This is a genomic window from Haoranjiania flava, from assembly GCF_025631005.1.
Classification (GTDB): Bacteria; Bacteroidota; Bacteroidia; order Chitinophagales; family Chitinophagaceae; genus Haoranjiania; species Haoranjiania flava.
Genome location: NZ_JAOTPL010000004.1, coordinates 162,293 through 187,329, shown reverse-complemented (window position 1 = coordinate 187,329; position 25,037 = coordinate 162,293). Strand labels below are relative to the sequence as shown.

Genomic DNA, 25,037 nt, shown 5'->3' with positions numbered 1-25,037 from the left:
GATGATCTCAAAAAATAATATCAAATATATACAAAGCCTTCATCTGAAAAAAAACAGGGATGAAGAGCATATTTTTATTGTTGAAGGCCCGAAAATGGTCAATGAACTTCTGCAATCAGGCCTTCAGGTTGAACAAATATACGCTGTTGATGGAAATTGGCTGCAAACTGATGGTGTAAATTCAAATGCACAGGTAATTTCCTCCGATGCATTAAAACAAATAAGCGGGCTGCGTACGCCCAACCAGGTGATTGCGCTGGCAAAGCAAAAGCCGCAGAGAGAGCCAGATGACAAGTTAATGATCATGCTCGATGGCATACAGGATCCCGGTAACCTTGGAACGATCATACGCATAGCAGACTGGTTTGGCATTCAACACATCATTGCTTCCGGGGATACGGCAGATGAATACAATCCGAAAGTGATCCAGGCAACCATGGGCAGTATTTTCAGGATCAATATCATGTATACAGACCTGGAAGATTTTTTGAGAGCCAATACCCTGAAAATATATGCCGCCATGCTTGATGGCAATGATATAACCCAACATCCGAAAATTGCAGAAGGCGTCATTCTCATAGGCAACGAATCAAAGGGGATAAGAGAAAACCTGCAGCGGTTTATTGCCGAAAAAATCACCATTCCTTCCAGGGGAAAAGCAGAGTCGCTGAACGCCAGTGTGGCTTTAGGGATCATTTTGTCGCATATGATATAAAAAGAATGGCTGACTTTTTACGTCAACCATTCTTCTAATTTTAATGCGTCTTGTACTGGTCTACCACCCGGGTAAGTACAGACTTGATCTTTTCCAAAGCACCGTCAAATGCATGTTTCAGTGTATCTGCATTGTGTGAGGCACTGTCGGGATTCCTGCCTTTTACCCTGGCCTCTATAACGCATCTTTTATCATCAGGCGATGATTTGGCCTTATTTTCATCTGAAAAATATACCTCTACGGCTGTGACGTACTCATCAAATCTTTTCAGGGATTTCTGTATCAATGCTGTGTACTCCTGCCTGAACGCTTCTGAACCATTAATATGGTTATCCGTGTTAATTATTACTTCCATACCTATGTGTTTTTATGTAACATAAAGTTACTCAAATCTTCTTAAAAGAAATATGGTTTAACACAAAAATTGCTAATAATAAGATTTTTGATTAAAAGATTTATATTCTATTTTTGCCCGCTTAGAATTCATACAAATGAAATACGTGAAAGACCCGTTCCTGTTGAGTTTGATTGCAGTGGTGATCCTTGCATTCAACTTTCCGGTGCGTGGCAGTGCAGCGGTATTCTTTGACTATCTTTCATACTTCGTGGTAGCATTGCTGTTCTTTGTGCATGGCGCTTTGCTCTCAAGGCAATCCGTTATTGCAGGCATCACGCACTGGCGGCTGCACCTGTTCATATTTAGTTGCACTTTTGTTTTATTTCCCTTGCTCACATTTACGCTGAGACCTTTGTTTGCTACACAGTTTCCAACCGAAATTATTGCAGGGCTTATTTACTTATCCCTGTTGCCTTCAACCGTGCAGTCTTCTATAGCTTTTACCTCCATAGCTAAAGGCAATGTGCCCGCTGCAGTTTGCAGCGCTTCGGTATCTAATCTTATCGGAGTGTTTCTTACGCCTGTGTTGGTAGGTGTCCTGATGAAGAATAATGCATCGGGCGCTGCCGCCGGCGGCCTTGAAACCATCAGGGATACCGTGCTTCAGATATTTGTGCCTTTTGTTGCGGGGCATTTGCTACACAATAAGATCGGCGGCTGGCTTGGGCAAAGACGACTGTTTACAAAGGCGGTGGATAACGGCACTATATTACTGGTTGTGTTCATTGCATTCAGCGAATCTGTGGTGAGCAACACCTGGGGAAATATTTCCACGATCATGTTGCTGAAGCTGATACTGGTGTGTAGTTTACTGCTTGCACTGGTTATGGTGATCATTTACAGTGTGGCAACTGCGATGAAGTTTAATCGCGAAGATAAGATCGCCATTCTCTTTTGCGGTTCAAAGAAAACACTGGCCAATGGTTTGCCGATGGCAAGGATCATTTTTTCAGGCATTCCGATTGCTGGGTTAATATTGCCGCTGATGATCTTTCACCAGGTACAACTGATGGTATGTTCATTCCTGGCGCAACGTTTCAGAAGAAATCTGGTGAAGCAACAGGTGCAATGATTCTTTTTGTTCCCGGCATTCACTTCGAGGCGAATGCCTACATGAGAACAATTGATTATTATACTGAAATATTGCAGCGTAAATTATGCAGGCATAGGCTATTCAGGATTCGGGCGAGGCGAATGCTTACATGAATATTACCTCTAATTAAATTATCCATTATCAATTATTAATTGTCCATTATCCATTCATCTCTCCTAACAGCTTATCCATTTCTGCATAGAATTTCTGCTTATAATTTTCATAGAACTCACCGGTAGCAGGCCCGCTGAATCCACTGTAGATTTTGCGTACAATCCCCTTGCGGTCAATGTAGATGAGTGAAGGGAATGCACTTATTTTATCTATTTGCGGCAATGTTTTCTCAGTTCTTTGCGGGTCTGAAACAGCAACAGGCGGCTGTAAGATGGGGTACTGTACATTGAACCGTTTGATGTATGGTTCCAGTAATTTTTTATTTTTCCCTATATCAGTTGTACGTTCATAAGCTATGCCGATCACTTCCAGGCCGCGTTGTTTGTTTTTGTTGTAATAATCGCTTAAGAAAGCAGTTTCGTCCATACAGTTGGGGCACCAGGAGCCCAGTATCTGTACCAGCACTACTTTTCCTTTGTATCTTTTATCATTGATACTGATCATTTCGCCTGTAGTGAGTGCAGGAAAAGAAAAGTTTAATTTATTCTCCCCGGGACGCATTTTTGATGCCGGTTCTTCCTGTAACTGAATAGCATCATTTCTTGTGGCAGACCATGATTGTTTGCCTGATATGCCTGAATACAGCGTACCTCCTGTAATGGTGTTCTTGTCTCGAATGGCTGCGGTAAGAAGCATAGCAAACCCACCGTCGAATACAGATAATTTTAATGAATCACCGTCTACAATGCCTTCCATATAACGGTAATCGCCGGTAGGCGTAAGTATTGTACCGGTAAGCTTTCCGCTTGCATGCTGTTTAAAAATCCCTATGCCGGTATCCTGCATATTTTCGCCCAGTCTTACAGACCATTTTCCTGAAATATCAGCGGTTGGCGGGCGCTTACTTTGGAAACGTTGCGTATTATCAAATGCTAAGGAAAACGGAATTATTGTAATCTTCTCTCCGGATCTTTTGTAGTAATTTCCCACAAGTTCCTGGTAGGAAGGTTTTACCATAAACCATGCATCAAAGAAAGGCATGGTCAGCTTTACGGAATCGCCGTTAAACTCAATTTCATCGGCGAGCAAGCGTTCTTCGGCATTGATAAAATGTACCTGTGTGGAGCCATTGACTGTAGCGGTCTCAAACTGGAAAGGGATGTTTATGCCGTCGGGCCTGTGGAGTTGTCCAAGCCACTTTCCTTCAGGGATGTCCTGGGCTAAAAGTTGTGAACTACCAATCAGCAGCGCGATAAGGAATAGTGTACGTTTCATCGGTAATCTTTTAATCTTTATTTATTTCCCGTCGTTATCAGGATGAGCGAATAGTTGAGCGAACCAGGTTTATACCGTTTGAATCATTGTCTTTTAGGACGATTGTAACGGCAGCACTCATGAAGATTGTTGTATACCTTGTCAGGAGCTGTATAGCTTTCATTGTCGTAGCCCGCTGCTGCTATACGTTTGAGTATTTCATCTTTGGTTGTTTTTTTACTATCGTAACTTATCGACGCTATTTTGGTGCGCTTGTCCCAGTCTACGCTGGCCACACCTGCCACATTGCCTGCCTTTTCAATAACGGATTCGCACATGCCGCAATTGCCGTATATTTTGGCGGTTTCTGTTTTCTGGTTTTTGATCTGTGCCTGTAATGACGTTGCTGCCACTAACATGATCGCCGGTATCACCAGCTTAAATAATTTATGCATAATAAATATTTTTTTATTGAATGATTGCTTGCTGCTCTTTTAACCATTGCTCTCTGCCGAAGCCGGCTACCACGTGCCTTTCGCTGTGGTACGATGAACGAACCAATGGCCCGCTTTCTATATAATCAAAGCCCAGTTCATAACCGATATTTCTTAACTCTTTAAACTCATCCGGATGTACGAAACGCACTACCGGCAAGTGTTTGGGTGTTGGCTGCAGGTACTGTCCAAGGGTGATCACATCTACTTTCACGGCTGCCAGGTCTTTCAAAGCTTCAATCACTTCTTCCTTGGTTTCACCAAGGCCCAGCATAATACCTGACTTTGTACGCATGCCGCCTTCTTTCAGGATGCGCAACGTATCCAGGCTCCTGTGGTATTTGGCCTGTATACGTACCTGTCTGGTAAGCCGCTCTACGGTCTCCAGGTTGTGAGATACCACTTCCGGATGTGCATCAATCACGCGTTGAATATTTTCTTTTTGAGCCCTGAAGTCAGGGATCAGTGTTTCCAGAGTCGTATCAGGATTCAAAGCTTTTACCGCCTTAATGGTGTTGTGCCAGATAATAGACCCGCCGTCAAGAAGTTCATCGCGGTCAACACTGGTAATCACAGCATGTTTCACTTTCATCAGGTGAATGGCTTCTGCCACACGCTGCGGTTCATCCCAATCCACAGGCAACGGCTTGCCGGTTGCAACTGCGCAAAAACCGCAACTGCGGGTACAGATATTACCCAATATCATGAATGTGGCCGTGCCTTCGCCCCAGCATTCGCCCATGTTAGGGCAGTTGCCGCTTTCGCAAATGGTATGAAGTTTATGATTGTCAACGGTATTCCTTACGCTCCTGTATTCCTGTCCTATCGGCAGCTTCACGCGCAACCAGTCAGGCTTCTTCACTCTTGTGTTATCGGCGGGAGGCGCACTGCACGGAGCGCTTACTGTCTTTAAAGTTTCTTCCATAAAATCAGTTGTTATCTTACAAAAATAAACAAATATGCCGACTTTATTTACCAATATACCCTTAAATGACAATCATACCGGATTGAATGACTTTTTATGCAAAATGTTTCAAATAATTCTTAGAGTTCCTTCGCCAGTTGCTGAAGCAGTTTTATTTTCTGGATATAAAAATCCTGGGTTGTATTCCATATAGGATCCTCTCTCACAGAATAAAAATGTTCATTTTCCTGAATGTTGCCGTACAGGATATCTCTGCCCTTCATCCAGACATCTGAATGGTAAAAATCCTGCAATACTTTCATATTTTTCGATATCTCTTTCAGCCGCTTACGGAATTGTATTACTTCCTCCAAATCTTTCTCTGCCTGGTATAAACGGGTATCCATATCGCGAAATGCCTGTTTTATTTTTTCAACTTTTTTCATGCGTATATATTTTAGTTCGCCGCTTTGCGGCTGTTTTTAATCGTCGCATGAAATAACCATTTTTTTTAGATTCAATATTCATTCACGGTATGCAACTTTGCTTATGGCTATTTCATGTGTTTATATTTTATTTTTCCTTTTGGCCACATGGAATTACTTCCAGTGAACTTTGTTTCGCTTATTCATCCGCAGTTGGTATGCAGGATCATGGCTCATATGATTTGTATATTTCAGGATTGTAATCAACCACATCCGGTTCGCTACCGATAGCTTCCATAGCGTAGAGCGATATGAGTTTAGAAGCATTGTTATCAAGCTGTGTCAATACCCTGTCACAGACAACATTTTTATGTCAGATCCTGTTTTTCAAAACGCCTATTTACTGTATGAAGCAACTCTTTTATCTCAAATGTAGATCATGATTTTCTGTAGTTGCTCATGGAGTTTTTAACAATGATTATTCCTGAAACGTAAAATGAGTTTTAATGAAACAAATGTCTAAGTTATTTAAAGGAATTCAAATTATTGCCTATTAAAAGTGCATTATTTCTCACACTTTTCCTGGCAATATGCTATATAAGTATAAAAACTGCAGATACTCAGGGGCGAAAAAGTAGCCATTTTCCCCTAAAAAGAAATTATTGATTCTGTGGGTTGAGGAACATAGATTTATGCCAAAGTTTTCGTATTAGTAATTTACTGCTAAAATTTATTTACAAAGGCTTCATGGTTCTTTAGATAGGCAGCTGTAAAGTTTATAGGCACTCCGAAGTCAGCAATTGTTATTTGCTTATTTATGTCATTGATGATCTTATTGAAGGGGTTTTCATCAGTTACTTCAAAGTTTTCAATTCCTTGTGTAATTGTCCGGATATTGGCATTTGAGAGTACCCGCATGCTTTTCTCATCTGCGGGTTTATTAGCAAGCATAGTCTCCAGGGCAGATTTAATATCTCCATAATCAGCGCGTGACTCAATAAGTACAATTGCCCTGCGGCCGAATTTAACCGAACTTACATATATAACATCATTCTTATCATATTGGTCAGGCAGGGGCTTCGCGATCAGGGCTTCCGGGAGATCCATTTCTATTGAAACGGCTATACGTGAAATATCCATACATACCAGTGTCTTCTTTGTCTTCCTGATGCTCTTTATACCGGTTAGTTCAGGCAAATTAATCTGTTGTCCAAACAATAGCGGCAATTGATTATAAGAAGATAATTCCCATATTGAATAAGAAAAGCTTAGGTTTTGAGATGGAGGCTTTATTTGTATGGCATTTTCCAAAGCTTTTTTCATATTCGGAAGTGATGGATTTATATCAATGGATTTCACCGGAACACTAAAACTAACCGTGATATCATTAAGCGGAACATCAATAAATTCATGCTGATCTTTATTCAGACTTTTAGCTGAAAGAAGTGCTCCTATAAACAATTTTTCCGGAGCTTTAGGGCTAAATTCAATTGCGGTATTTAATTGCGCAGCAGCTTTAATACAAAAGCCACATGCAACAATGCTCGCGGAAAGTAGCAGAAGTTTTTTCATGTGTTAATATTTAATTTTTTCTGTTTGTCACATGGAATAACCAAAACCTTAATCTTTATTATCATTCCCGGTTGGTAAAGATTCCTAATCTTTATGGTTTTTTCATGTGTATATTTTTTATTTTTTCTTTATAGTCACATGGAATAGCCTTTATTCATTCGCGGTTGGTATGCAAATTTGTTTATGGCTATTTCATGTCTATATATTTAATTTTTCTTTATGGTCACATGGAATAAGCAGCTTTTTAGATTATTTCATCCGTATACTTTTTGTGCTGCAATTATTCATAGATATATTGTACTCTAAGCCATATTGCAGTTCCTTTTTGGGATGAGAGATCAAGGTCAGCAGAACTTTTTAGAAAATATTCCTGCCCTGTTACTTTTATCGTGCTGAAACTGCTTTGTTTATTGATCATATAAAACCCGGTATTTAAAGCAAATGAAGTTTTATCATTTTTGCTGCCGCAATATTGCCATTGTTCGGTTATATCGTTGTAGACAAACAAATCAGATTTTTCCCATTTAATTTTGTAAGCTTCCACAACATCGTCGGATTTTACCATAAGGAGCGAATCCTTACTGAAACGCAACTCTTTGGGATGCCATGTAATAATACGTTTTCCAAAAAGAGCTTCTGCTTTTTTTGCCTCTATGGCTTCTGTTTTCCCATCATTTATCTGTTGTGTCTCTATCACTGCAGAAGACTTAAACTTGAGCGTGTAAGCCTCTGCAGGCTTTACAGGACTAACAGGATTATCTGGGGAACACCCCAATGATACTATTACTAAGAATAATATCAGCAAATGTAGTTTCATAAGTATGTTTTAAATTTATAAAAGCAATTGATGTCATTTTTATAACAGTAGATACTGAAAGTGTCAATGGATTAAGCAAGGCTTTTCTTTATTCACCAAATTTACTACAAAGGTATCATCAAAAAAATTTATAATAATCAAACTCGCACCACAAACAGAATTGGACTAAACAAGAAAATTGATCATATTTCAATTATACCAGTTAACTTGCATTATGCCTACACCCTATCAGCAGCTTTTTGATGTGATCAGCCGTGATGTGCAACTGGCCGACGATGATAAAAATGAAATAGCACAACGTTTTTTGCCGAAGGAATATAAAAAGAATGTATGCCTTTTGCGTGCCGGTGAAGTGGCAAAAGAAGTATATTTCGTGCTGGAAGGCGCTATCCATCAGTATTACATTGATGAAGCAGGCAATGAAAAAAGTTGCGCTTTTGTTTTTGAAAATGAGTTTACCACTGACCTGGAAAGCTTTTCCAATAAATCTATCAGCCCCTCTTATCTTACCACATTAAAAGCTACGAATTGTCTTGTGATCACCTGTAATGAGCTGCAGGAGCTGATTAAAAATGTTGCGTCTGTACATGAGTTTTTCCGGATACTGGTAGAGCGGATTGCTGCCATCAGCTTTCGAAGAACCAAGTCTTTACTATCGCTGTCACCGGAACAACGCTTCAATGAACTGATGCAGGAAACACCTGAAATTTTTCAAAAACTCCCTCAAAGGCTGATTGCACAATACATCGGCATGGCGCCCGAAAGCCTCAGCCGCATGAAAAGAAGAATGTATGAGCAGCAAAAGTCTTAACCACAGTCATCGTTTTGCAGCAGCAGTCATATCTATATTTGCAGTGAACCAAACAACGGAACATGCAAACGATTTTAGGCGCCGGCGGCGCCATAGGAACATTGCTGGCAAAAGAACTCAAAAACTATACACCCAAGATCAGGCTGGCAGCCAGGAATCCCCGGCAGGTACATAGCGATGATGAGTTATTTTCCTGTGACTTAAAAAATAAAGCATGCGTATCCGAAGCTGTAAAAGGCTCAGATATAGCATACCTTACTGCAGGGCTGACTTACAACCTGAAAGTGTGGAAACGTGAGTGGCCGGTAGTTATGGGCAATGTGATCAATGCGTGCCTGGAGCATAATTGCAAGCTGGTATTTTTCGACAATGTGTACATGTACCATAAAAACCACCTGGCAAACATGACAGAAAATACACCTGTAGCCCCACCCTCTGAAAAAGGAAAAGTGCGGCATATATTAGTTCGGATGATCGAAGACGCAATGGAACAGAGCGGACTGCAGGCGCTGATAGCCAGAAGCGCAGACTTCTATGGGCCGGGCGCAAACGCCAGTATATTGAAAATAGGCGTGACGGATAACCTGCTGAAAAATAAAAAAGCCTTCTGGCAGGCAGACGACGGTAAAATACATTCACTCACCTACACACCGGATGCTGCCAAAGCGGTAGCTTTATTGGGCAATACTCCCGATGCCTACCGCCAGGCCTGGCATTTGCCAACCAGCAAAGAAAAATTAACAGGAAAAGAACTTATCGCGCTGACTGCCGCAGCCATGAACAAAGAAGCGCGGCACTATGTCCTTAGCAAAACAATGGTCAGCGTAGCGGGGATTTTTGTCCCCATTCTGCGGGAACTGAAAGAAATGCTTTATCAATATGACCGTGATTATTTCTTTGACAGCTCAAAATTCGATCAGCGGTTCCAAATGCAGGCAACAAGCTATGCAGAGGGCATCAAAGCCGCTGTGCAAGCTGTTAGCGGCACATAATGTTGTAATAAATTTAGTGGTCAAATAAGTTTTTATCAGCATAAAAAAGATTGCCGTCTTCTATGCGTGCCGCGCTGGTGAAAGCGTGTTCAGAAGTTTTGCCAACGCTCATGATGTGCAATACTTTCCAGCCTTTTATTTTTAATTTATCTGAAATGATGGAACGGTGGCAACGCCACCACACAGCTTCTGAACACATATAGGCAACCCGTTTCAGCGATCCGAGCTTTTCCAGTTTGTGCAGCGCATCTTTAAAATCATCGGTCTCTGTATAGTCTGCATAGGCACGGAAACTCTCGTTTTTCCACCTGGTGTTGACAGAATTCTGTGCAGGTTTGCGCCTGCCTCCCAGGTTTTTCATATGCAGGTAATCTATGCCATTGGCGGGCATGGCGTTTTCAAGATGGTCTTTATTAAAATGCGGGAACCTTCTTGAACCCGGAAAATTCCTTACATCCACTAGTAGATCAATGTTACAACTATGCAGCATCTCCAGGAATGTCTCCAGTGAATGAGTAGAATGTCCGATGGTCCAGATGGTTTCCTGCTGATCTGTTTTGTGCATGATAAAATTTTTACAGTGATAAATCTATTCAAAAAAATTTATGTAGGTTTGAAAAAAATCATAAATAAACAATGAGATCAAAACATGCATGCCTCATTTTCTTTGTTTCGCTTTTTCTGCCTTGCTTTCTTGCAGCACAAATAACAGCACCATCCTTAGATACACTTATCAACAAAACGCGCGCTGCGTTTGATGTTCCGGGCATTTCAGTTGGTGTATTGAAAGATGGAACCGTAGTATATTCAAAGGGCCATGGCGTACGCTCATTAAAAAATAACCTTCCGGCAGACGATAAAACTTTATTCGGGATCGCCTCCAACAGCAAAGGTTTTACGTGTATTGCACTGGCTATGCTTGTGGACGAAAATAAATTAAGCTGGGATGATAAGGTGAGAAAATATATTCCTGAATTTACGCTTTACAATCCTTTTGTATCGGAGGAGTTTACCATCAAAGACCTGGTAACACACAGGTCGGGCCTTACCCTGGGCGCAGGCGACCTGATGTTTTTTCCGGAAGGCGGCAAATTTACCATACAGGATATTATTCACAACGTGCGCTACCTGAAGCCTGAAAGTTCATTCCGCTCTAAATTTCAATACAACAACAATATGTACAATATTGCAGGTGAAGTACTGCGCAGGGTGAGCGGAAAAACCTGGGAAGAATTTATTGAAACACGTATTTTAAAACCCGTTGGAATGGCCAGCAGTACTGCATCTTACAACCGCGTAAAAAACAACATCAACATCATTGATGCACATGCACCTGTTGACGGCAGAGTGGTGGCCATACCACACGACTGGAATACGCTGGCAAACCCTGCCGGCGGCATTATGAGCAATGTTGCCGATATGCTCGTATGGGCTGAATTCCTGATGAATGATGGCGTGACCAAAGATGGAAAACGCCTCATCAGTAAGGAACAGCTTCACCAGGTTTTCAGCTTGCAAATCCCTATAGCTACTGCAGCTAAGAACGCTTACGATACTAAGTTCAGCGGTTACGGCCTCGGCTATTTTCTCAGCGATATAAAAGGATATCAACAGATAACACATACAGGCGGGCTGATAGGTACGGTGACACAATTTATACTGATACCCGGCTTAAAGCTGGCCATTGTAGTACTGACCAACCAGCAAAGCGGAGCAGCATTCAACACCATTTCCAATACCATTAAAGACAGCTATCTCGGTATCAGTAACCGGGATTGGCTCACCACGTATTCCAACTCAACCATAAAGTTCAACAAACATTCAGACAGCCTGAAAGCGGCAGTTTATAAGCAGGTGGAGCAAATGAAAAGCAGCCCGCATAACCTGCCCAAGAAAGAACAGATAGCAGGAACTTACAAAGACAACTGGTTCGGAAATATTTATATCAACACGGTGGGAAATAAATTGCGTATTGCGTGTGAAAATTCACCGCGGCTGAAAGGCGAACTGCTGCCTTACAATTACAACACCTATATAGCCAAATGGGACGACAGGAGCTATGATGCTGATGCCTACGTGGTTTTTGGCTTTAATGAAAATGGCAAGGCCCAATCAATCAGCATGAAGCCGATCTCGCCGATTACAGATTTCAGCTTCGACTTTGAAGACCTGGCACCTGTAAGAATTGACTAAGCTTCCAGTATTTGTTTTTTAAGCCGGCAGCGTTTGATGGCATCTTCTGCTTTCTCAACCTGGCTGAGATCGTACTCTTCAATGGCCTGTTGTTTAAATTTCTCTATAGCTTTGTCGAACTGGCGGATGTCTTCATAATAGTATCCCCACTCCCTGGCAAGTACAGCCTTATTGATGCCCGGTATGGTATCGCATAGCTGCAGGTGTTTGTGCAGCTCGTCATAACGTGCCAGCTTGGAAAGCAGGTATGCATAGTTTAAATACGGAGCAGGATAATCCGGTGCGTATTTTAATGCCAGCTTGTAATGTTTCTCAGCTTTCACCGCATCGTCTTCTTTGGTATTGTATATCCACCCCAGATGGTTGTGCGCCTTGCCGTAGGTAGGTTCACGGTCCAGGATGCTTAACAGTAATGCCTTTCCTTCTTCTATATGATTGTCGTTTATAAGCCGGTCTGCTTCCTCAAAATCGTTTTCTAAAGCGGGATCGTAATTTTCCATAGTTTAAACTTTAGCTTTCAAATATTTCTTTTTTCTTGCGGCATCTTTGTATCCTGTCCAGCGTTGCTTCCAGTTCTGCAATGTCGTATATCAGCATGCCATAGTCTTTGTATTTTTCTATAGCCTGGTCGTATTTCTGGCGTTGTTCGAGCAGGTAAGCCCACTCAAATGCAAGCATAGACTGGTTTACATTCAGCGTGTTGCATTTTTTTAAACGAGCCTCAGCCTCATCAAGCCTGCCATTTGCCGATAAGAAGCTGGCATAATTAAGATTTGCTGCGGAATAATCAGGGCCGTATTTCAGGGATAAAAGGTAGTGTTCTTCTGCTTTGGCAACATTCTTTTCCTTATGCTCGTACAGGAATGCCAGGTAATTTTGCGCTTCGTAGTGGCCTGGATTTTTAGTAACAATGGCAATAAGCTTAGCCTTTGCCTCCGGGTACTTTTCTTCCTGGTACAACTGCTTTGCAAATTCATATTCATCCACAATTTCGCCGGTAGCAGTTATCTCTGCATCTGACAGGAAATCCTCTTTATTTACAATGGGGAGGTATTTTACAATCTCGCCGTTTTTTAAAAGGAATAAAGCATTAACGATTGGTTCATTCTTATTGCTATGATCTCCAAAATTAAGCAGGTGCAGGTTGCGGAAATAATTGTAGAGCTCATTAGAACATTTGTTGTCAACCACATACATCATGGTTCTGCGTGGTATTGAAACCAGCAGCTCGTCTGTGTTCAAGCGTCTTTGCGCTTCGCGCATACATTCAGGTGAAAGTATTTTTTCGCTGCTGAAACGCCCGCCTGATATTGTCAGCATTTTACCGTGGCCGGTATCTGTTTCTGTAAAGGCAGCGGGATACTGGTCAATATTTTCGTAGGCCTTTTTTATAGCCGCTTCCGACGCTTCTTTGCTAAGCCGGTCAAGCTCTGTGTAAGTAAAGTATTTTAGTTCAGGCTGATCATAAGCGAAAGTTACCACCACTTCCGGCGCCTCCGTAGTGCCGAACAAAGTCTGCCGCACCACTGTATTCAACATCTGCCAGGAGCCGTGATGAATTACCGGGTAGAGCAATGCAGGTGTATGATCCTGCACAGCATTCCTGGTTTCCGGCGTATTTTTATTCTCAAACAGTCGTTTAAAAAAACTCATAATATGCGTGTGTTATTAGCTTAAATTTCGTACTAAAATAAAAAAATTATTGATAATAGTTTTAAGGGTTTACGTATTTAACTTTTTTATGATAAAAAAATGCAGGGTGTGAACCTGCATCCATATTTCTTTAACCAGTTCCTGTTATTCATGGTGATGCGGTGCAATGCTGTTCGTCCAGTTTATCAGGGTTTGCTTCTGTGCATCGCTAAGTATTGCATCGCTGTGAATGATGGTATATGACTGTAAAGGCATCTCGTTTTTCTGGATAACTTCCCTGGTTTCTTCAATCTTGTGCAGGCGTTTTTCCGGGCTGTATGCAGCAAATTCATCAAAATTCAGTTCTCTTTTACCATCTTTAACGTGATAAGCCAGGTACATGGCTACAGGTTGTATACGGTTGTACCAAGGGTATTGGGTATTGTTGGAATGGCAATCGTTACAGGATGTTTTTAATATCTGCTGCACGTCTGGCGGCACATCATAAACTTTGGTGATACTGTTAGGGCTGTCTCCTGCGGCAATGTTTTTTTGGGATGGTATGAATTGTATGGCAATGATTATGATCAATAAAACCAAAAGTACTTTTTTCATTTTTATTAATTTTTAAAGTTTGTATTGTAAAACTAATTTTATTCTTCTTCTCCTCCTTTCATAGCTCCTAAGAGATTAAAAGCGCCGTTGATAACGATTCTTTTGTTGAAGAGGCTGTCTGTCTTTAAGGAAACGAAACCGTCTGCAGCAGCGCCTGTCTGCACGCCCGTCATTACAAATGTACTGTCATTGTTTGCCACAAATACATAGTCGTTACCTTCAAAATGTACCACTGCATGTTCGGGCACAGCCTTTGACTGATAATTTAAAACATCGAACTCTGCATTTAAAAACATTCCGGGAATAAGGTTTTGAGATGCATTCAGGAACTGGCAATAGACAACAGCGCTGCGGTTATCGTTGAGGTTTTTAGATACCAGCAATACGCTCACCGGGTACTTTTTATCGGGGTCGTTGCTCACCCATACCGTGCCTTTCATGCCCGGCTTAAAACGCATGATGTCTTTTTCAAAAATGTTGATAGCTGCATGCAGATCATTTGGATCGGTAAGTTCAAACATTACTTCAGAAGCGTTCACATATTTACCAATGTTCACATTTACTTTCGATACAAAGCCTGATATAGGTGCGTATATGTTCACCCTGCGGGTAATGTTGTTCAGCGATACACTTTCCGGCCTGATGTTGATGATGCGCAATTTCTCCGCCAGTGATTGTATCTGTACCTGCAGCTGGTTGTATTCGCTCAATGCAAGCTGGTAGCTTTTTGTGCTGGTTGCGTTACTTTCGCGCAGGTCTTTTTGTCTTTCCATATCTGCCTTGGCATATTGCATTTTTGCCCTGGCAGAAAGGTAGTCTTCCTGCAATTGTACATAGGACGGGTCTTCCAGCACGGCAATAACCTGTCCTCTTGCTACACGCATGCCCTGCATCAAGCGGGTACTTTTTAAATAGCCGCCCATTGGTGCACTTACGGATACCAGGCTTTGCGGCGGCACATCTACCAGGCCGCTTGCCTGTAAAGTCTGGCGCAGGTTCTGTTCGCCGGGAAATGATAACTGGATATCTGCATTCCTGATCTGTTCTTTATTCAGTATGATGGTATCGCCGTGTATCCTTATTTTCTCCTCTGCTGCTATCTCTCCTTCTTTTGCCTTGCTCTTGCAGGCAAAGATGGTGCAGAGCAACAAAGCTGTATATATAAATTTATTCATTACTAAAACTTATTTGGTTGATAAATATTCCAGGCCGGTCAGCGCATCATTGTACCTTTTCATGGCATCAACATAATCATTTAAAATACTGATAGCACTGTGAAACAATGTACTCCATTCTATATAATTGATCTCGCCATTACGGTAGTTCGCGTTAGCTGTTCTGATGATGGTTTCAGCGTGCGGCAAACCAGTGCTGCGGTAATATTCCAGTTCGGACTTACTGCGTTCAAGATCGTTGTACCTTAAGGTCCATTCTTTAAGCAATTGCATTTTCGCCAGTTCCAAATTAGCATCTGCAACATCCTGCATCAGCTCCATAGCCCTGATCTTTGCGCGCTGTGCCTTTGTGAAAATCGGGATATGTATGCCTGCTTCTACGGAATGAAAACGCTTTGAAGCGTCATTGTAGGTTGATGTTTTATCTTTTGTCTCGTACCAGCCGGTAATGGATTGATTGTTGTAGCCGAAGAAAATACCCGGCAATAATTTAGACCTTTCTACATCTGCCTGCCCTTTGGCTATTTCTTTTTCATACGCTACCACTTGCAGGTACGGGTGCTGCAGTATGGTTTCTTCTGAAAAATAATGATTGTTTACGTTCAGCGAATCTGCCGGTTCAAACAGACCGTCTGTATGCATGAGTATCCCAAGATTCTTACGATAAGTATGTAAGTCAATATCCAGTTGTGCTAATTGCATTTGCAGGCTGGCCATCTGGCTTTCCAGCGAAGTTTTCTCCAACAGGTTTGTCTCACCTTTTTCATAACGCAACTGTGCAACCTTCCTGTAATCGGCAACAATGTTATTGATCCTTTGCATCAGTTGCTTTTTGGCGTTAAGGTATTGCACCTGTACATAGGTGGACTTTACTTCTTTAGCCAGCAGAGCTTTGTCCAGCGTCAGCTGGAGCCGTGCTGCCTGTAGTTGCTTTTCCAGCAATGTGTTTTCACGCTTGTATATCACCGGCAGCGACAGGCTCTGGCTTACAGAAAATTTCGTGTCAAAAGCAGGGCTGTTCACATTGCCGGCTTCTGCTGAAACTGTCATGGGATCAATGATGCGGGCGGTATTGAGCATGGCTTCCCTGTACAGGATGTTTTTTTGTGTAGGGCCCAATTGCAAACTTTGGTTGCTGGCCGCTGACAGCGCCTGATGCAATGATATGCGCTGCAATGCCTGTGCATTTGCATGACTGAATCCAAAAACTGAACACAGCAGTATCACAGACACTCCCACAACAGGCCTGGTATTGATTTTATTTTTTCTTAAACGTTCCATAAGCAGGTATAATGCAGGTAATTCAAATAGTGTAAGCATGGTAGAGGTTATGAGTCCGCCAATAACCACCGTAGCCAGGGGTCTTTGTACTTCACCACCAGCGCCCGTACTCAGTGCCATAGGCAGGAAACCAAGCGAGGCTACAAATGCCGTCATCAATACAGGGCGCATCCTCTTTTCCGTGCCTTCATAAATTGCTTTTAAAATATTGGACTCAGTGAAATCATTGTAGGAATTTTTCAACCGGTTTACTTCTGATACAAGTACTATTCCATTCAATACAGCCACACCAAACAGAGCAATGAAGCCTACACCGGCAGAGATGCTGAATGGCATGCCGCGTATCCACAATGCCAGTATACCCCCCACAGTGGATAATGGGATAGCCGTAAAGATCAGCAGGCAATATTTTATTTTCTTAAATGCGAAAAACAGCATCAGGAATATCAGCGCCAGCGCTACCGGCAATGCGATGGCCAGGCGTTGCGAAGCATGGTTCAAATTTTCATACTGCCCCCCGAAGGTGATTGAATAGCCAACAGGCAATTTTATTTTGTCTGAAGATTTGTCCTGCAACTCCTTCACAACGCTTTCCACATCCCTCCCTCTCACGTTGAAACCCACGGTGATCCTGCGTTGTGCATCCTCGCGCTGGATCTGGTAGGGACCGTCTTCAACAGAGATGTCTGCAACCAGGTTTAGTGGTATCTGCATACCGCCTGCAGTATTGATCTGCAGGTTGCTGATATTGGATGCGTCTTTGCGCAGGCTGTTATCCATCCTTAATACAAGGTCGAATCTTTTATCTTCCTCAAACACAACACCTGCCACACTTCCGGCATATGCTGTGCTCACACTTTTGTTTACATCTTCTATAGTTACACCATAGTTTGCCAGCGCCTGCCTGTTGTAGCGGATCACAACCTGCTGCACGCCGCTGACAGTTTCCACATAGAGGTCTTTTGCACCGTGAATGGTTCTGATAAGTTTGCCGATCCTGTCTGCATAAGCGGAAAGTGTATCCAGGTTTTCGCCGAAAATCTTACACACTACATCCTGTCTTGATCCGGTCATCAGCTCATTGAAACGCATTTGCACCGGAAACTGGAAGCCTACGCTCAGGCCGGGTACATTCTTTAACTCTTCACTCATTTTCTCCGCCAGCTCAGGAAAAGTTTTTGCGGATGTCCATTCCTTTTTATCTTTTAAAATCACCATCAGGTCAGCGGCTTCCATAGGCATAGGATCCGTAGGCACTTCAGAGGAGCCTATTTTCCCCACTACCATGTTTACCTCCGGGAACTTTCTTTTTAAAACACCTGATGCTTTCTGCACCATAGCCGTCGTATTGTCGAGTGAAGAGCCGGTAAGGGCTACAGCCGACACCGCAAAGTCGCCTTCTTCCAGTTGTGGTATAAACTCTCCTCCCAGAATAGTAAGTAGGTAAATGGAAGCGGCGAACACAACTATGGAAACCGCAACAATGAGCTTAGGTATTTTCAATGTCCATGTCAGCACAGGCTTGTACCACTTGTATAATAGAGCTATCATCTTATCTGCAAAATTATCCTTGCCGCTGATCTTCCTGCTGAGTAGCAGTGATGTCATCATAGGCACATAGGTAACCGATAAAATGAAAGCGCCTATGAGTGCGAAAGAAACTGTCTGCGCCATTGGCTTAAACATTTTTCCTTCAATGCCCTGCAGCGCAAGAATCGGCAGGTACACTATCAGGATAATGATCTGTCCGAAAACCGCGCTGTTCATCATTTTTTTAGATGATGCCTCCACTTTAAGATTCATCTCATGCTGCGAAATAATGGTTCTCTGCCCCGGTATAGCGCTATGCTTCAGGCGATGCATCACCGCCTCTACAATGATCACAGCGCCGTCTACCAGCAACCCGAAGTCAAGTGCACCCAGGCTCATCAGGTTGCCGCTCACGCCAAATAGATTCATCATGATAAAGGCAAACAACATAGACAGCGGTATTACGGATGCCACAACAAACCCCGCACGCAGGTTGCCGAGGAAGAGCACCAGCACAAAAATCACTATCAGTGCGCCTTCCAGCAGGTTTGTCTTTACTGTGTCAATGGCATTGTTTACCATTTTTGTACGATCCAGGAAAGCCACGATCTCCACGCCTTCGGGTAAAGTATTCTCAATCTTCTTTATCCGTTCCTTAATATTTCTAATGACTGCATTGCTGTTGGCGCCTTTCAGCATCATTACCACAGCGCCGGCTACTTCCCCTTCTTCATTATAGGTCATAGCCCCGTAGCGTACAGCCTTGCCGATCCTTACAATGGCTACATCACGTACCAGAACAGGCATAGCGTCCGGCAACTGTTTCACTACCGTATTTTCAATATCCGCAGTGTTGTTTACCAGTCCTTCCGTCCTGATGAACAAAGCCGTCGGCCCCTTTTCAATATAGGCGCCGCCTGCATTCTGGTTATTTTTAGCAACTGCATCATACACTTCAGCCACAGTCACATTCATACTTTTGAGGCGGGCAGGATCTACCTGTACTTCGTATTGTTTCAGGTTGCCGCCGAAACTGCTGACCTCTGCAACCCCCTCTGTGCCTATGAGCTGCTTACGGATAACCCAATCCTGTATGGTGCGTAAATCTGTAAGGCTGTACTTATCTACATATCCTTTTTTGGGTTTGATGATGTATTGATATATCTCTCCCAACCCGGTAGTAACGGGCGCCAGCGAAGGCATACCCATGCCTGCAGGTATTTGTTCTTTTACTTCCGTCAACTTTTCAGAGACCTGTTGCCTGGCCCAGTAAACATCGGTATTGTCATCAAAAACAATGGTGACGATATTTAATCCGAAACGGGAAAAACTTCTTTGCTCAATAATTCCCGGGATATTCCTGGTTGCCAGTTCAATAGGCACACTCACGAAACGTTCAATGTCGTTGGCTCCCAACGCAGGTGACACTGTAATGATCTGTACCTGGTTGTTGGTAATATCCGGTTGCGCATCAATAGGTAATTTGGTAAGCGAATAAACTCCGAAAACTATTAATGCCAGTACCAGTAAACTAACCTTGAACTTATTATTGATGGAAAATTCAATAATTCTGTTTAGCATATTTCCCAATTATGATTTGTAATCAGACAAAGGCTGTAAAGGCATAAGACTGATTTAAAAAAATGAATATCTAAATGGTTACAATAGCCGGAAGCTACTGTTTATGCTAATTTGGGAGGCTGGAAAATACCTTTTGTAAAAAGAGAACTGTGAAATTGTTTTTTAAATGCCGGATAGGAAACTTTTACGTAAATCTTTAATTTGGAATGAAGATGGTAAACGGGAGGCACTGCAAAAGCAGTGAATGAAATACAATTTTCAAAAGATTTGAAAGGCAAACGCTGATCATCCTCGTAATCAAGATCTATCACGTCTTTTCCGTTATAATGGATCACCAGAAAATCAATGAATGACATGGAAGGATGCTCCGCCTTGTGCTGTTTAAAATGTTCTATGAGAATAGGGAACTTCAGTATCTGGCATGCTTCGGTAGCGCCGAAGGTGTAAACACAAATCAATAATATGGCCAGTATTCTTTTCATTAATTCAGTTGCTCCTGTTCGTCTTCTTCTTTACTCATATCATCGAGTGACTTAATACCTTCCAGCGGACGGCTGCTTCTGCCCATCTCGAGTATCCAGTCTTTACGCTTAAGCTCAAAGTTGGTACCCAGGTACAATCTTTTCACCTGTTCATCGCGTGCAAGCTCTTCGGCTGTGCCGTGTTTGAATATCTTACCTTCAATCAGCAAATAAGCCCTGTCGCAAATAGAAAGTGTTTCGTTTACGTTGTGGTCGGTAATGAGGATGCCGATGTTCTTATATTTTAATTTAGCTACAACTCCCTGAATATCTTCAACAGCAATAGGATCTACGCCGGCAAAAGGTTCATCCAGTAAAATAAACTTAGGGTCTACGGCCAATGCTCTGGCAATTTCCGTTCTTCGGCGCTCGCCGCCGCTGAGGCTGTCTCCATTATTTTTTCTTACATGGTGCAGGTTAAATTCATCCAGCAGGCTTTCCATCTTTTGCCTTTGTTCCTTCTTGGAAAGTTTGGTCATCTGTAACACTGCCAGCAAATTATCTTCCACGCTCAGTTTCCTGAAAACAGAGGCTTCCTGCGGCAGGTAACCAATACCCATCTGCGCGCGCTTGTACATCGGCAGTTTGGTAATATCCTCTTCATTAAGGTAAACAGTTCCTGCATCAGGTTTTATCAATCCTACCACCATGTAGAAAGAAGTAGTTTTACCTGCACCGTTTGGTCCAAGCAGGCCTACAATTTCTCCCTGCTGCACATTTACCGAAACATGGTCAACAACAGTCCTGCTCTTATACGTTTTTACGAGATCTTTAGTGTGTATGGTAAGGCTCAAAGCGTAGAATTTAATAGCAAATTTAATGCTTTTTCAGGAATTGGATAAAATAAAACAGCCAATTGCCGCAAACTGCTTAGCGCCATGGTTTTAGCAAATATCCAACAGGTTTTGTCAACATGCTGAATATTTTTTAATGAAGATTATTTTACACGCAGCATTTCCAGATCGCGGTAAAATGCAGGATAAGATTTTTTTACAGCATCGGCCTGTTCTATGATCACATCGCCGCCGGCACGCAATGCGGCAACTGCACATGCCATTGCAATGCGGTGGTCATTGTGTGAATGCACTTGCGCAGATCGCACCTGCTGCAGACCTTCCACGATCATCAGGTTGTCCTGGAGGCTGATGTTTACACCGAGTTTAGAAAATTCTTCCATCAGCGTTTTTGCGCGGTCGCTTTCTTTGTGTGCCAGGCGGTGTACGCCTTCAATGACAGATTTGCCTGTGCAAAAACTTGCCAGGGCCACCAGCGGAGGAAAAAGATCCGGGCAATCCGTAGCATTGATCTGGAAAGCTTTTAAACCTGCTGCGGCGCTTATTTCAATTTCATTTTCGCGTACAGACATACTGCAGCCTGCATCCATCAACGCTTCCAGGATTTTTTTATCAGCCTGCGCAGAAAAAGTATCCAGTCCTTTTACAGTGATGTTGCCTGCGACTGCGCCTGCAACCAATAAAAAAGCTGCCCCGCTCCAGTCGCCTTCAACGGTGTAATGCACTTCGCCTGGGGGCGCGCATTGAGAAGAAGTAAAATGAAATGACTTATAATCGTTGTTTACGGGCACGCGCAAACCAAAGTCCTGCAACACTTTCAGCGTAAGGTCTATGTATGGCCTGCTGTTGAGGTTGTTTACAGTGATGGTTACATCCTGCGCATCTGCGGCTGCATAAGCAAACAACAGCCCCGTTAAAAACTGGGAACTCAGCGAGCCGTCAATAGTAATATCTTTAGGAACCAAACCGCCGGAAATTTCTATCGGGAGCCGGCCCTGACTGGACTTTACCTGTACATTTAATTGAGGCAATACTTCATCAAAAAAATACATAGGCCTGCAAAGCAGGCTGCCCTCACCGGTAATTTTTACCGGAAATTTGTTCAGCGCAGCAATTGGCGTAAACATGCGGATACCTAAACCGCTTTCACCAAAATTAATTTGTAAGTCTTTTGCAGCCTGAGCTTCAGAAGAATCAACCAGCAAGGATCCATTATCCTGCCTGCTTACTTTGGCGCCCAGCAAACGGATCACGTGTAAAGAAGCCATATCATCATTGGAAATTCCCGGGTTGTATATCCTGGAAATACTTTTACTGATCAGTGCCGCAGCACAGGCACGCTGCATAGAACTTTTAGACGCAGGTGCATAAACATTTCCCGAAACCCTGCCGGGAGAGATGGAAACGGTGGCTGGAACCTGTATATTATCGTTCAACATTTTTTTCTTTTAAAACATAAAAACCAATTTCTGACGGGTGATCCAGTACATAACTGTTTTTGTCTTCCTGCACCAGCATCTTTATCATCATCACATCTCCGATTGCGCCGACAGTTAATATATAACCCGCGAGTAATAACAAAAAGTTGCTTGTAAATACGGCAATTACGGAAGGTAATATACCTAATAAGATCAATGGCATAATGGCCGAAACCATGTACTGATGGCGCTTTAGCGGCTCTTTGCAATGGCAGTAAAATGCAAATACTGGTTTGGTAAGTACGCCAAACTTTATAGATTTGAAACCATTCTTTGCAAAAATGGCAAAGAAAAAACCATGCACTAGTTCATGCAGGCAAATACCTGCGGCAATCATGCCAACAAACCCCAGCAATATCCAGAAAATGCCTGCTACACTTTTCCCTGCGAACACATTTGCCGACGGGTCATCTGCCAGGCTGTAAAATGCTGAGCCATATACTATCAGTGCAACAACGGCAACAACCCAGGAAAGCAATTGCATTTTCCTGAGGTTGATTGTTCTTTTCTCTTCTATGTACTGATCAGGTGAATACATTATTTACTGACTGCCTCCATTACAGAAGCTATCTGTTCTAATTTCAATGGCTGATACAACGCTTTACCGATTTTTTCCAGCAACACAAAATTGATAACCTCATTCACACGTTTTTTATCGGAAAGAATTTTGTTTAAAGCATCTGCTGCATCATAGTTGAAAAAAGCGGTGAGCCCGTATTGTTCAATGATCCTCACCAGGCGTTCCGCCGCTTTGAAATCGAGCAATTGCTTAGAGAGGTAGGCTGCAAAAACCATTCCCACCGAAATAGCATGGCCGTGCGGAAGCTTGTAAGTGTTCTCAATGGCGTGGCCTAAAGTATGCCCGAAGTTCAGCAATTTCCTGTCGCCCTGTTCCAGTTCATCTTGCTGCACTACTCTGGCTTTCAGCAATGCATTTCTCTGAATTAGTTTTGCGAGTAGTTGCTTATCCTTCCGGAAGTCTTTCACCGTGTGGCTTTCAAGCATTTTAAACATGGCGGCATCTTTAATAGCTGCATGTTTTATGATCTCTGCAAAACCATTTATCCACTCTTGCTGTGGCAGCGTTTTCAGCAAAGTATAATCGTACAATAAGAATTTTGGCTGGCGGATCACGCCGACCATATTTTTATAGATACCCACATCTACGCCGTTTTTGCCGCCAACAGACGCATCTACCATGGCAAGAATGGAGGTAGGAATAAAGCCGAAGCTAACACCCCTCAGATAAACAGACGCTACATAGCCGGCAATATCTGTAACTACGCCGCCGCCTAAACCAATGATGGTTGATTTCCTGTCTGCGCCGGATTCTATAAGCTTTACAATGACCTCATCAACTGCCTGCTGATTTTTAAATTCCTCTCCGGCACGCACCAGTATTACATTCCAGCCCTTTAGTTTTTTTTGATGATGATGATAAACATTGTCATCTGTGATAATGAATGCAGCAGACTTATCAACAATGCCGGCCAGTTCGTTGATGGCACTGTCAAAATAAAAAACAGTAGATGCCGAAGCGTACCTGACAACTTTTTTATTCATTCATGATCCTGTTCTGGTGAGCAATACTTTCCATGTGAATGGCATCAAAATATTTGGTTACAAACTCACGGCTCAGGCCTTTTTTCTCGCCTTTGGCAATAGCCTTTTCCAAAATTTCGTTCCAGCGGTTGGTCTGTAATATGGTGATCTCATTGTCTTTCTTATACCGGCCGATATTGTCTGCCACCTGCATTCTTTGGGAAAGCAATTCAACAAGTTCATCATCGAGGTTGTTGATCTGCTGGCGGAATTTTTCCAGGGCAGCGTGGTCAATATTTTCTTTGTCTTCCTTACGCCATACGATATGGTTTAAAATATCTTCGAGCTGTGCAGGTGTTACCTGTTGTTTTGCATCGCTCCACGCGACATCAGGCGTACAGTGCGACTCAATGATCAACCCGTCGTAATCCAGGTCTATAGCGCGTTGTGCTACGCCTAACAGGCCTTCCCTGTTGCCACAAATGTGTGAAGGGTCAGCAATAAAAGGCAGTTCGGGATAACGCATTTTCATTTCAATAGCCAGGTGCCACATAGGCGGGTTGCGGTATTCCGTATTGCCATACACCGCAAAGCCGCGATGTATCAGGCCTATATCTTTTATGCCTGCGCGGTCAATCCGTTCTACAGCGCCTGTCCATAACTCCAGGTCAGGATTCAACGGGTTTTTGATAAGCACCGGCACTTCCACGCCCCGCAAAGCATCGGCAATATCCTGCACGCTAAACGGGTTTACGGTTGTACGGCCGCCGATCCACAAAATATCAATACCGAACTCCAAAGCATTTTCAACCTGCTTGGGCGTGGCAACCTCAACAGCCATCAGCATTCCGGTAGCTTTCTTTGCTGCCTGCAACCAGGGCAGGCCTTTTACACCAATGCCTTCAAAGCTTCCCGGGCGTGTCCGCGGTTTCCAGATACCCGAACGCATTACATCTACCTTTCCTGTTTTTGCAAGCCCTATGGCAGTCTCCATGATCTGCTCTTCAGACTCTGCGCTGCAAGGGCCTGATATAATCAACGGACGCTTCTTCCATATTTGCTGCACCTGTTCTTTTTGCTGTTGAATTTCTTCTGTATTCATAATGT

At 42.9% G+C, this 25,037-nt stretch carries 24 protein-coding genes; 5 read left to right on the top strand and 19 right to left on the bottom strand.

From position 1 onward, the window contains the following. The first annotated feature begins 1 nt into the window (after nucleotide 1). On the top strand, nucleotides 2-715 hold the full coding sequence (locus OD355_RS04610; protein WP_263037283.1) for a TrmH family RNA methyltransferase: 714 nt from the start codon (nucleotides 2-4) through the stop codon (nucleotides 713-715). A gap of 40 nt (nucleotides 716-755) precedes the next feature. Here OD355_RS04610 and OD355_RS04605 read toward each other — a convergent pair whose 3' ends face one another. Next, complete coding sequence (locus OD355_RS04605) at nucleotides 756-1,070, bottom strand: HPF/RaiA family ribosome-associated protein (RefSeq protein ID WP_263037282.1); 315 nt, start codon at nucleotides 1,068-1,070, stop codon at nucleotides 756-758. 136 nt (nucleotides 1,071-1,206) lie between these two features. On the opposite strand from OD355_RS04605, the gene OD355_RS04600 reads away from it, so the two are divergent. Further along, nucleotides 1,207-2,184 (top strand): bile acid:sodium symporter family protein, encoded by a 978-nt coding sequence (locus OD355_RS04600; RefSeq protein WP_263037281.1) that lies wholly within the window; start codon nucleotides 1,207-1,209, stop codon nucleotides 2,182-2,184. Between the two features lie 180 nt (nucleotides 2,185-2,364). On the opposite strand, the gene OD355_RS04595 is transcribed toward OD355_RS04600, so the two are convergent. The 6 genes from OD355_RS04595 to OD355_RS04570 all read right to left on the bottom strand — a co-directional run bounded on the left by OD355_RS04595 (nucleotide 2,365) and on the right by OD355_RS04570 (nucleotide 7,785). Beyond that, nucleotides 2,365-3,594, bottom strand: coding sequence for a peroxiredoxin family protein (locus tag OD355_RS04595; protein WP_263037280.1), 1,230 nt, complete (start codon nucleotides 3,592-3,594; stop codon nucleotides 2,365-2,367). An 83-nt stretch (nucleotides 3,595-3,677) separates the two neighbouring features. Next, the gene (locus tag OD355_RS04590; protein WP_263037279.1) at nucleotides 3,678-4,028 is read right to left on the bottom strand and encodes a heavy-metal-associated domain-containing protein; all 351 of its coding nucleotides are present in this window, start codon (nucleotides 4,026-4,028) and stop codon (nucleotides 3,678-3,680) included. 13 nt (nucleotides 4,029-4,041) lie between these two features. Further along, nucleotides 4,042-4,992, bottom strand: coding sequence for a lipoyl synthase (gene lipA, locus OD355_RS04585; protein WP_263037278.1), 951 nt, complete (start codon nucleotides 4,990-4,992; stop codon nucleotides 4,042-4,044). Nucleotides 4,993-5,111: 119 nt separating this feature from the next. Further along, nucleotides 5,112-5,417: a DUF4298 domain-containing protein gene (locus OD355_RS04580; protein ID WP_263037277.1), complete on the bottom strand. Its 306-nt coding sequence runs from the start codon at nucleotides 5,415-5,417 to the stop codon at nucleotides 5,112-5,114. A gap of 702 nt (nucleotides 5,418-6,119) precedes the next feature. Further along, on the bottom strand, nucleotides 6,120-6,968 hold the full coding sequence (locus tag OD355_RS04575; RefSeq protein WP_263037276.1) for a hypothetical protein: 849 nt from the start codon (nucleotides 6,966-6,968) through the stop codon (nucleotides 6,120-6,122). Nucleotides 6,969-7,248: 280 nt separating this feature from the next. Continuing rightward, on the bottom strand, nucleotides 7,249-7,785 hold the full coding sequence (locus tag OD355_RS04570; RefSeq protein WP_263037275.1) for a hypothetical protein: 537 nt from the start codon (nucleotides 7,783-7,785) through the stop codon (nucleotides 7,249-7,251). A gap of 214 nt (nucleotides 7,786-7,999) precedes the next feature. On the opposite strand from OD355_RS04570, the gene OD355_RS04565 reads away from it, so the two are divergent. Then, nucleotides 8,000-8,596 (top strand): Crp/Fnr family transcriptional regulator, encoded by a 597-nt coding sequence (locus OD355_RS04565; RefSeq protein WP_263037274.1) that lies wholly within the window; start codon nucleotides 8,000-8,002, stop codon nucleotides 8,594-8,596. Nucleotides 8,597-8,658: 62 nt separating this feature from the next. Continuing rightward, nucleotides 8,659-9,588: an NAD-dependent epimerase/dehydratase family protein gene (locus OD355_RS04560; protein ID WP_263037273.1), complete on the top strand. Its 930-nt coding sequence runs from the start codon at nucleotides 8,659-8,661 to the stop codon at nucleotides 9,586-9,588. 13 nt (nucleotides 9,589-9,601) lie between these two features. Here OD355_RS04560 and OD355_RS04555 read toward each other — a convergent pair whose 3' ends face one another. Then, nucleotides 9,602-10,153: a DUF488 domain-containing protein gene (locus OD355_RS04555; RefSeq protein WP_263037272.1), complete on the bottom strand. Its 552-nt coding sequence runs from the start codon at nucleotides 10,151-10,153 to the stop codon at nucleotides 9,602-9,604. A 71-nt stretch (nucleotides 10,154-10,224) separates the two neighbouring features. Between OD355_RS04555 and OD355_RS04550 the strand changes: the two genes are divergently transcribed. After that, complete coding sequence (locus OD355_RS04550; protein WP_263037271.1) at nucleotides 10,225-11,781, top strand: serine hydrolase; 1,557 nt, start codon at nucleotides 10,225-10,227, stop codon at nucleotides 11,779-11,781. Here OD355_RS04550 and OD355_RS04545 read toward each other — a convergent pair. The 11 genes from OD355_RS04545 to OD355_RS04495 all read right to left on the bottom strand — a co-directional run bounded on the left by OD355_RS04545 (nucleotide 11,778) and on the right by OD355_RS04495 (nucleotide 25,032). Further along, nucleotides 11,778-12,281: a hypothetical protein gene (locus OD355_RS04545; protein ID WP_263037270.1), complete on the bottom strand. Its 504-nt coding sequence runs from the start codon at nucleotides 12,279-12,281 to the stop codon at nucleotides 11,778-11,780. The two genes, OD355_RS04550 and OD355_RS04545, sit on opposite strands and share 4 nt — an antisense overlap. Nucleotides 12,282-12,291: 10 nt before the next feature. Then, nucleotides 12,292-13,434 carry a tetratricopeptide repeat protein gene (locus OD355_RS04540; RefSeq protein WP_263037269.1) on the bottom strand — a complete coding sequence of 381 codons (1,143 nt, stop codon included), beginning with the start codon at nucleotides 13,432-13,434 and terminating at the stop codon, nucleotides 12,292-12,294. Nucleotides 13,435-13,578: 144 nt separating this feature from the next. Then, entirely contained in the window at nucleotides 13,579-14,028 is a 450-nt protein-coding gene (locus OD355_RS04535) for a heme-binding domain-containing protein (protein ID WP_263037268.1), read from the bottom strand. 38 nt (nucleotides 14,029-14,066) lie between these two features. After that, nucleotides 14,067-15,203: an efflux RND transporter periplasmic adaptor subunit gene (locus OD355_RS04530; RefSeq protein WP_263037267.1), complete on the bottom strand. Its 1,137-nt coding sequence runs from the start codon at nucleotides 15,201-15,203 to the stop codon at nucleotides 14,067-14,069. 9 nt (nucleotides 15,204-15,212) lie between these two features. Further along, entirely contained in the window at nucleotides 15,213-19,595 is a 4,383-nt protein-coding gene (locus OD355_RS04525; protein WP_263037266.1) for a CusA/CzcA family heavy metal efflux RND transporter, read from the bottom strand. A 101-nt stretch (nucleotides 19,596-19,696) separates the two neighbouring features. Then, nucleotides 19,697-20,077: a dsRNA-binding motif domain-containing protein gene (locus OD355_RS04520; RefSeq protein ID WP_263037265.1), complete on the bottom strand. Its 381-nt coding sequence runs from the start codon at nucleotides 20,075-20,077 to the stop codon at nucleotides 19,697-19,699. Then, nucleotides 20,077-20,910, bottom strand: coding sequence for an LPS export ABC transporter ATP-binding protein (gene lptB / locus OD355_RS04515; RefSeq protein ID WP_263037264.1), 834 nt, complete (start codon nucleotides 20,908-20,910; stop codon nucleotides 20,077-20,079). The genes OD355_RS04520 and lptB overlap by 1 nt, the downstream gene beginning before the upstream one ends. 143 nt (nucleotides 20,911-21,053) lie before the next feature. Beyond that, the gene (gene aroA / locus OD355_RS04510; RefSeq protein WP_263037263.1) at nucleotides 21,054-22,349 is read right to left on the bottom strand and encodes a 3-phosphoshikimate 1-carboxyvinyltransferase; all 1,296 of its coding nucleotides are present in this window, start codon (nucleotides 22,347-22,349) and stop codon (nucleotides 21,054-21,056) included. Next, entirely contained in the window at nucleotides 22,336-22,926 is a 591-nt protein-coding gene (locus OD355_RS04505; protein ID WP_263037262.1) for a DUF3267 domain-containing protein, read from the bottom strand. Before OD355_RS04505 ends, aroA begins: the two co-directional genes overlap by 14 nt. Next, nucleotides 22,926-23,951, bottom strand: coding sequence for a 3-dehydroquinate synthase (gene aroB / locus OD355_RS04500; RefSeq protein WP_263037261.1), 1,026 nt, complete (start codon nucleotides 23,949-23,951; stop codon nucleotides 22,926-22,928). The genes OD355_RS04505 and aroB overlap by 1 nt, the downstream gene beginning before the upstream one ends. Further along, entirely contained in the window at nucleotides 23,944-25,032 is a 1,089-nt protein-coding gene (locus OD355_RS04495) for a bifunctional 3-deoxy-7-phosphoheptulonate synthase/chorismate mutase type II (RefSeq protein ID WP_263037260.1), read from the bottom strand. The genes aroB and OD355_RS04495 overlap by 8 nt, the downstream gene beginning before the upstream one ends. Between the last annotated feature and the right edge of the window lie 5 nt (nucleotides 25,033-25,037).

Excerpts from the sequence above, each read along its gene's own strand:
- aroB (WP_263037261.1), bottom strand. The coding sequence starts at position 23,951 with ATGAATAAAAAAGTTGTCAGGTACGCTTCGGCATCTACTGTTTTTTAT.
- lipA (WP_263037278.1), bottom strand. The coding sequence starts at position 4,992 with ATGGAAGAAACTTTAAAGACAGTAAGCGCTCCGTGCAGTGCGCCTCCC.
- OD355_RS04590 (WP_263037279.1), bottom strand. The coding sequence starts at position 4,028 with ATGCATAAATTATTTAAGCTGGTGATACCGGCGATCATGTTAGTGGCA.
- OD355_RS04595 (WP_263037280.1), bottom strand. The coding sequence starts at position 3,594 with ATGAAACGTACACTATTCCTTATCGCGCTGCTGATTGGTAGTTCACAA.
- OD355_RS04555 (WP_263037272.1), bottom strand. The coding sequence starts at position 10,153 with ATGCACAAAACAGATCAGCAGGAAACCATCTGGACCATCGGACATTCT.
- OD355_RS04520 (WP_263037265.1), bottom strand. The coding sequence starts at position 20,077 with ATGAAAAGAATACTGGCCATATTATTGATTTGTGTTTACACCTTCGGC.
- OD355_RS04530 (WP_263037267.1), bottom strand. The coding sequence starts at position 15,203 with ATGAATAAATTTATATATACAGCTTTGTTGCTCTGCACCATCTTTGCC.
- OD355_RS04505 (WP_263037262.1), bottom strand. The coding sequence starts at position 22,926 with ATGTATTCACCTGATCAGTACATAGAAGAGAAAAGAACAATCAACCTC.
- OD355_RS04575 (WP_263037276.1), bottom strand. The coding sequence starts at position 6,968 with ATGAAAAAACTTCTGCTACTTTCCGCGAGCATTGTTGCATGTGGCTTT.
- OD355_RS04560 (WP_263037273.1), top strand. The coding sequence starts at position 8,659 with ATGCAAACGATTTTAGGCGCCGGCGGCGCCATAGGAACATTGCTGGCA.
- OD355_RS04525 (WP_263037266.1), bottom strand. The coding sequence starts at position 19,595 with ATGCTAAACAGAATTATTGAATTTTCCATCAATAATAAGTTCAAGGTT.
- OD355_RS04600 (WP_263037281.1), top strand. The coding sequence starts at position 1,207 with ATGAAATACGTGAAAGACCCGTTCCTGTTGAGTTTGATTGCAGTGGTG.
- OD355_RS04550 (WP_263037271.1), top strand. The coding sequence starts at position 10,225 with ATGAGATCAAAACATGCATGCCTCATTTTCTTTGTTTCGCTTTTTCTG.
- OD355_RS04580 (WP_263037277.1), bottom strand. The coding sequence starts at position 5,417 with ATGAAAAAAGTTGAAAAAATAAAACAGGCATTTCGCGATATGGATACC.
- OD355_RS04610 (WP_263037283.1), top strand. The coding sequence starts at position 2 with ATGATCTCAAAAAATAATATCAAATATATACAAAGCCTTCATCTGAAA.
- aroA (WP_263037263.1), bottom strand. The coding sequence starts at position 22,349 with ATGTTGAACGATAATATACAGGTTCCAGCCACCGTTTCCATCTCTCCC.
- OD355_RS04535 (WP_263037268.1), bottom strand. The coding sequence starts at position 14,028 with ATGAAAAAAGTACTTTTGGTTTTATTGATCATAATCATTGCCATACAA.
- OD355_RS04565 (WP_263037274.1), top strand. The coding sequence starts at position 8,000 with ATGCCTACACCCTATCAGCAGCTTTTTGATGTGATCAGCCGTGATGTG.
- OD355_RS04570 (WP_263037275.1), bottom strand. The coding sequence starts at position 7,785 with ATGAAACTACATTTGCTGATATTATTCTTAGTAATAGTATCATTGGGG.
- OD355_RS04495 (WP_263037260.1), bottom strand. The coding sequence starts at position 25,032 with ATGAATACAGAAGAAATTCAACAGCAAAAAGAACAGGTGCAGCAAATA.
- OD355_RS04605 (WP_263037282.1), bottom strand. The coding sequence starts at position 1,070 with ATGGAAGTAATAATTAACACGGATAACCATATTAATGGTTCAGAAGCG.
- OD355_RS04540 (WP_263037269.1), bottom strand. The coding sequence starts at position 13,434 with ATGAGTTTTTTTAAACGACTGTTTGAGAATAAAAATACGCCGGAAACC.
- OD355_RS04545 (WP_263037270.1), bottom strand. The coding sequence starts at position 12,281 with ATGGAAAATTACGATCCCGCTTTAGAAAACGATTTTGAGGAAGCAGAC.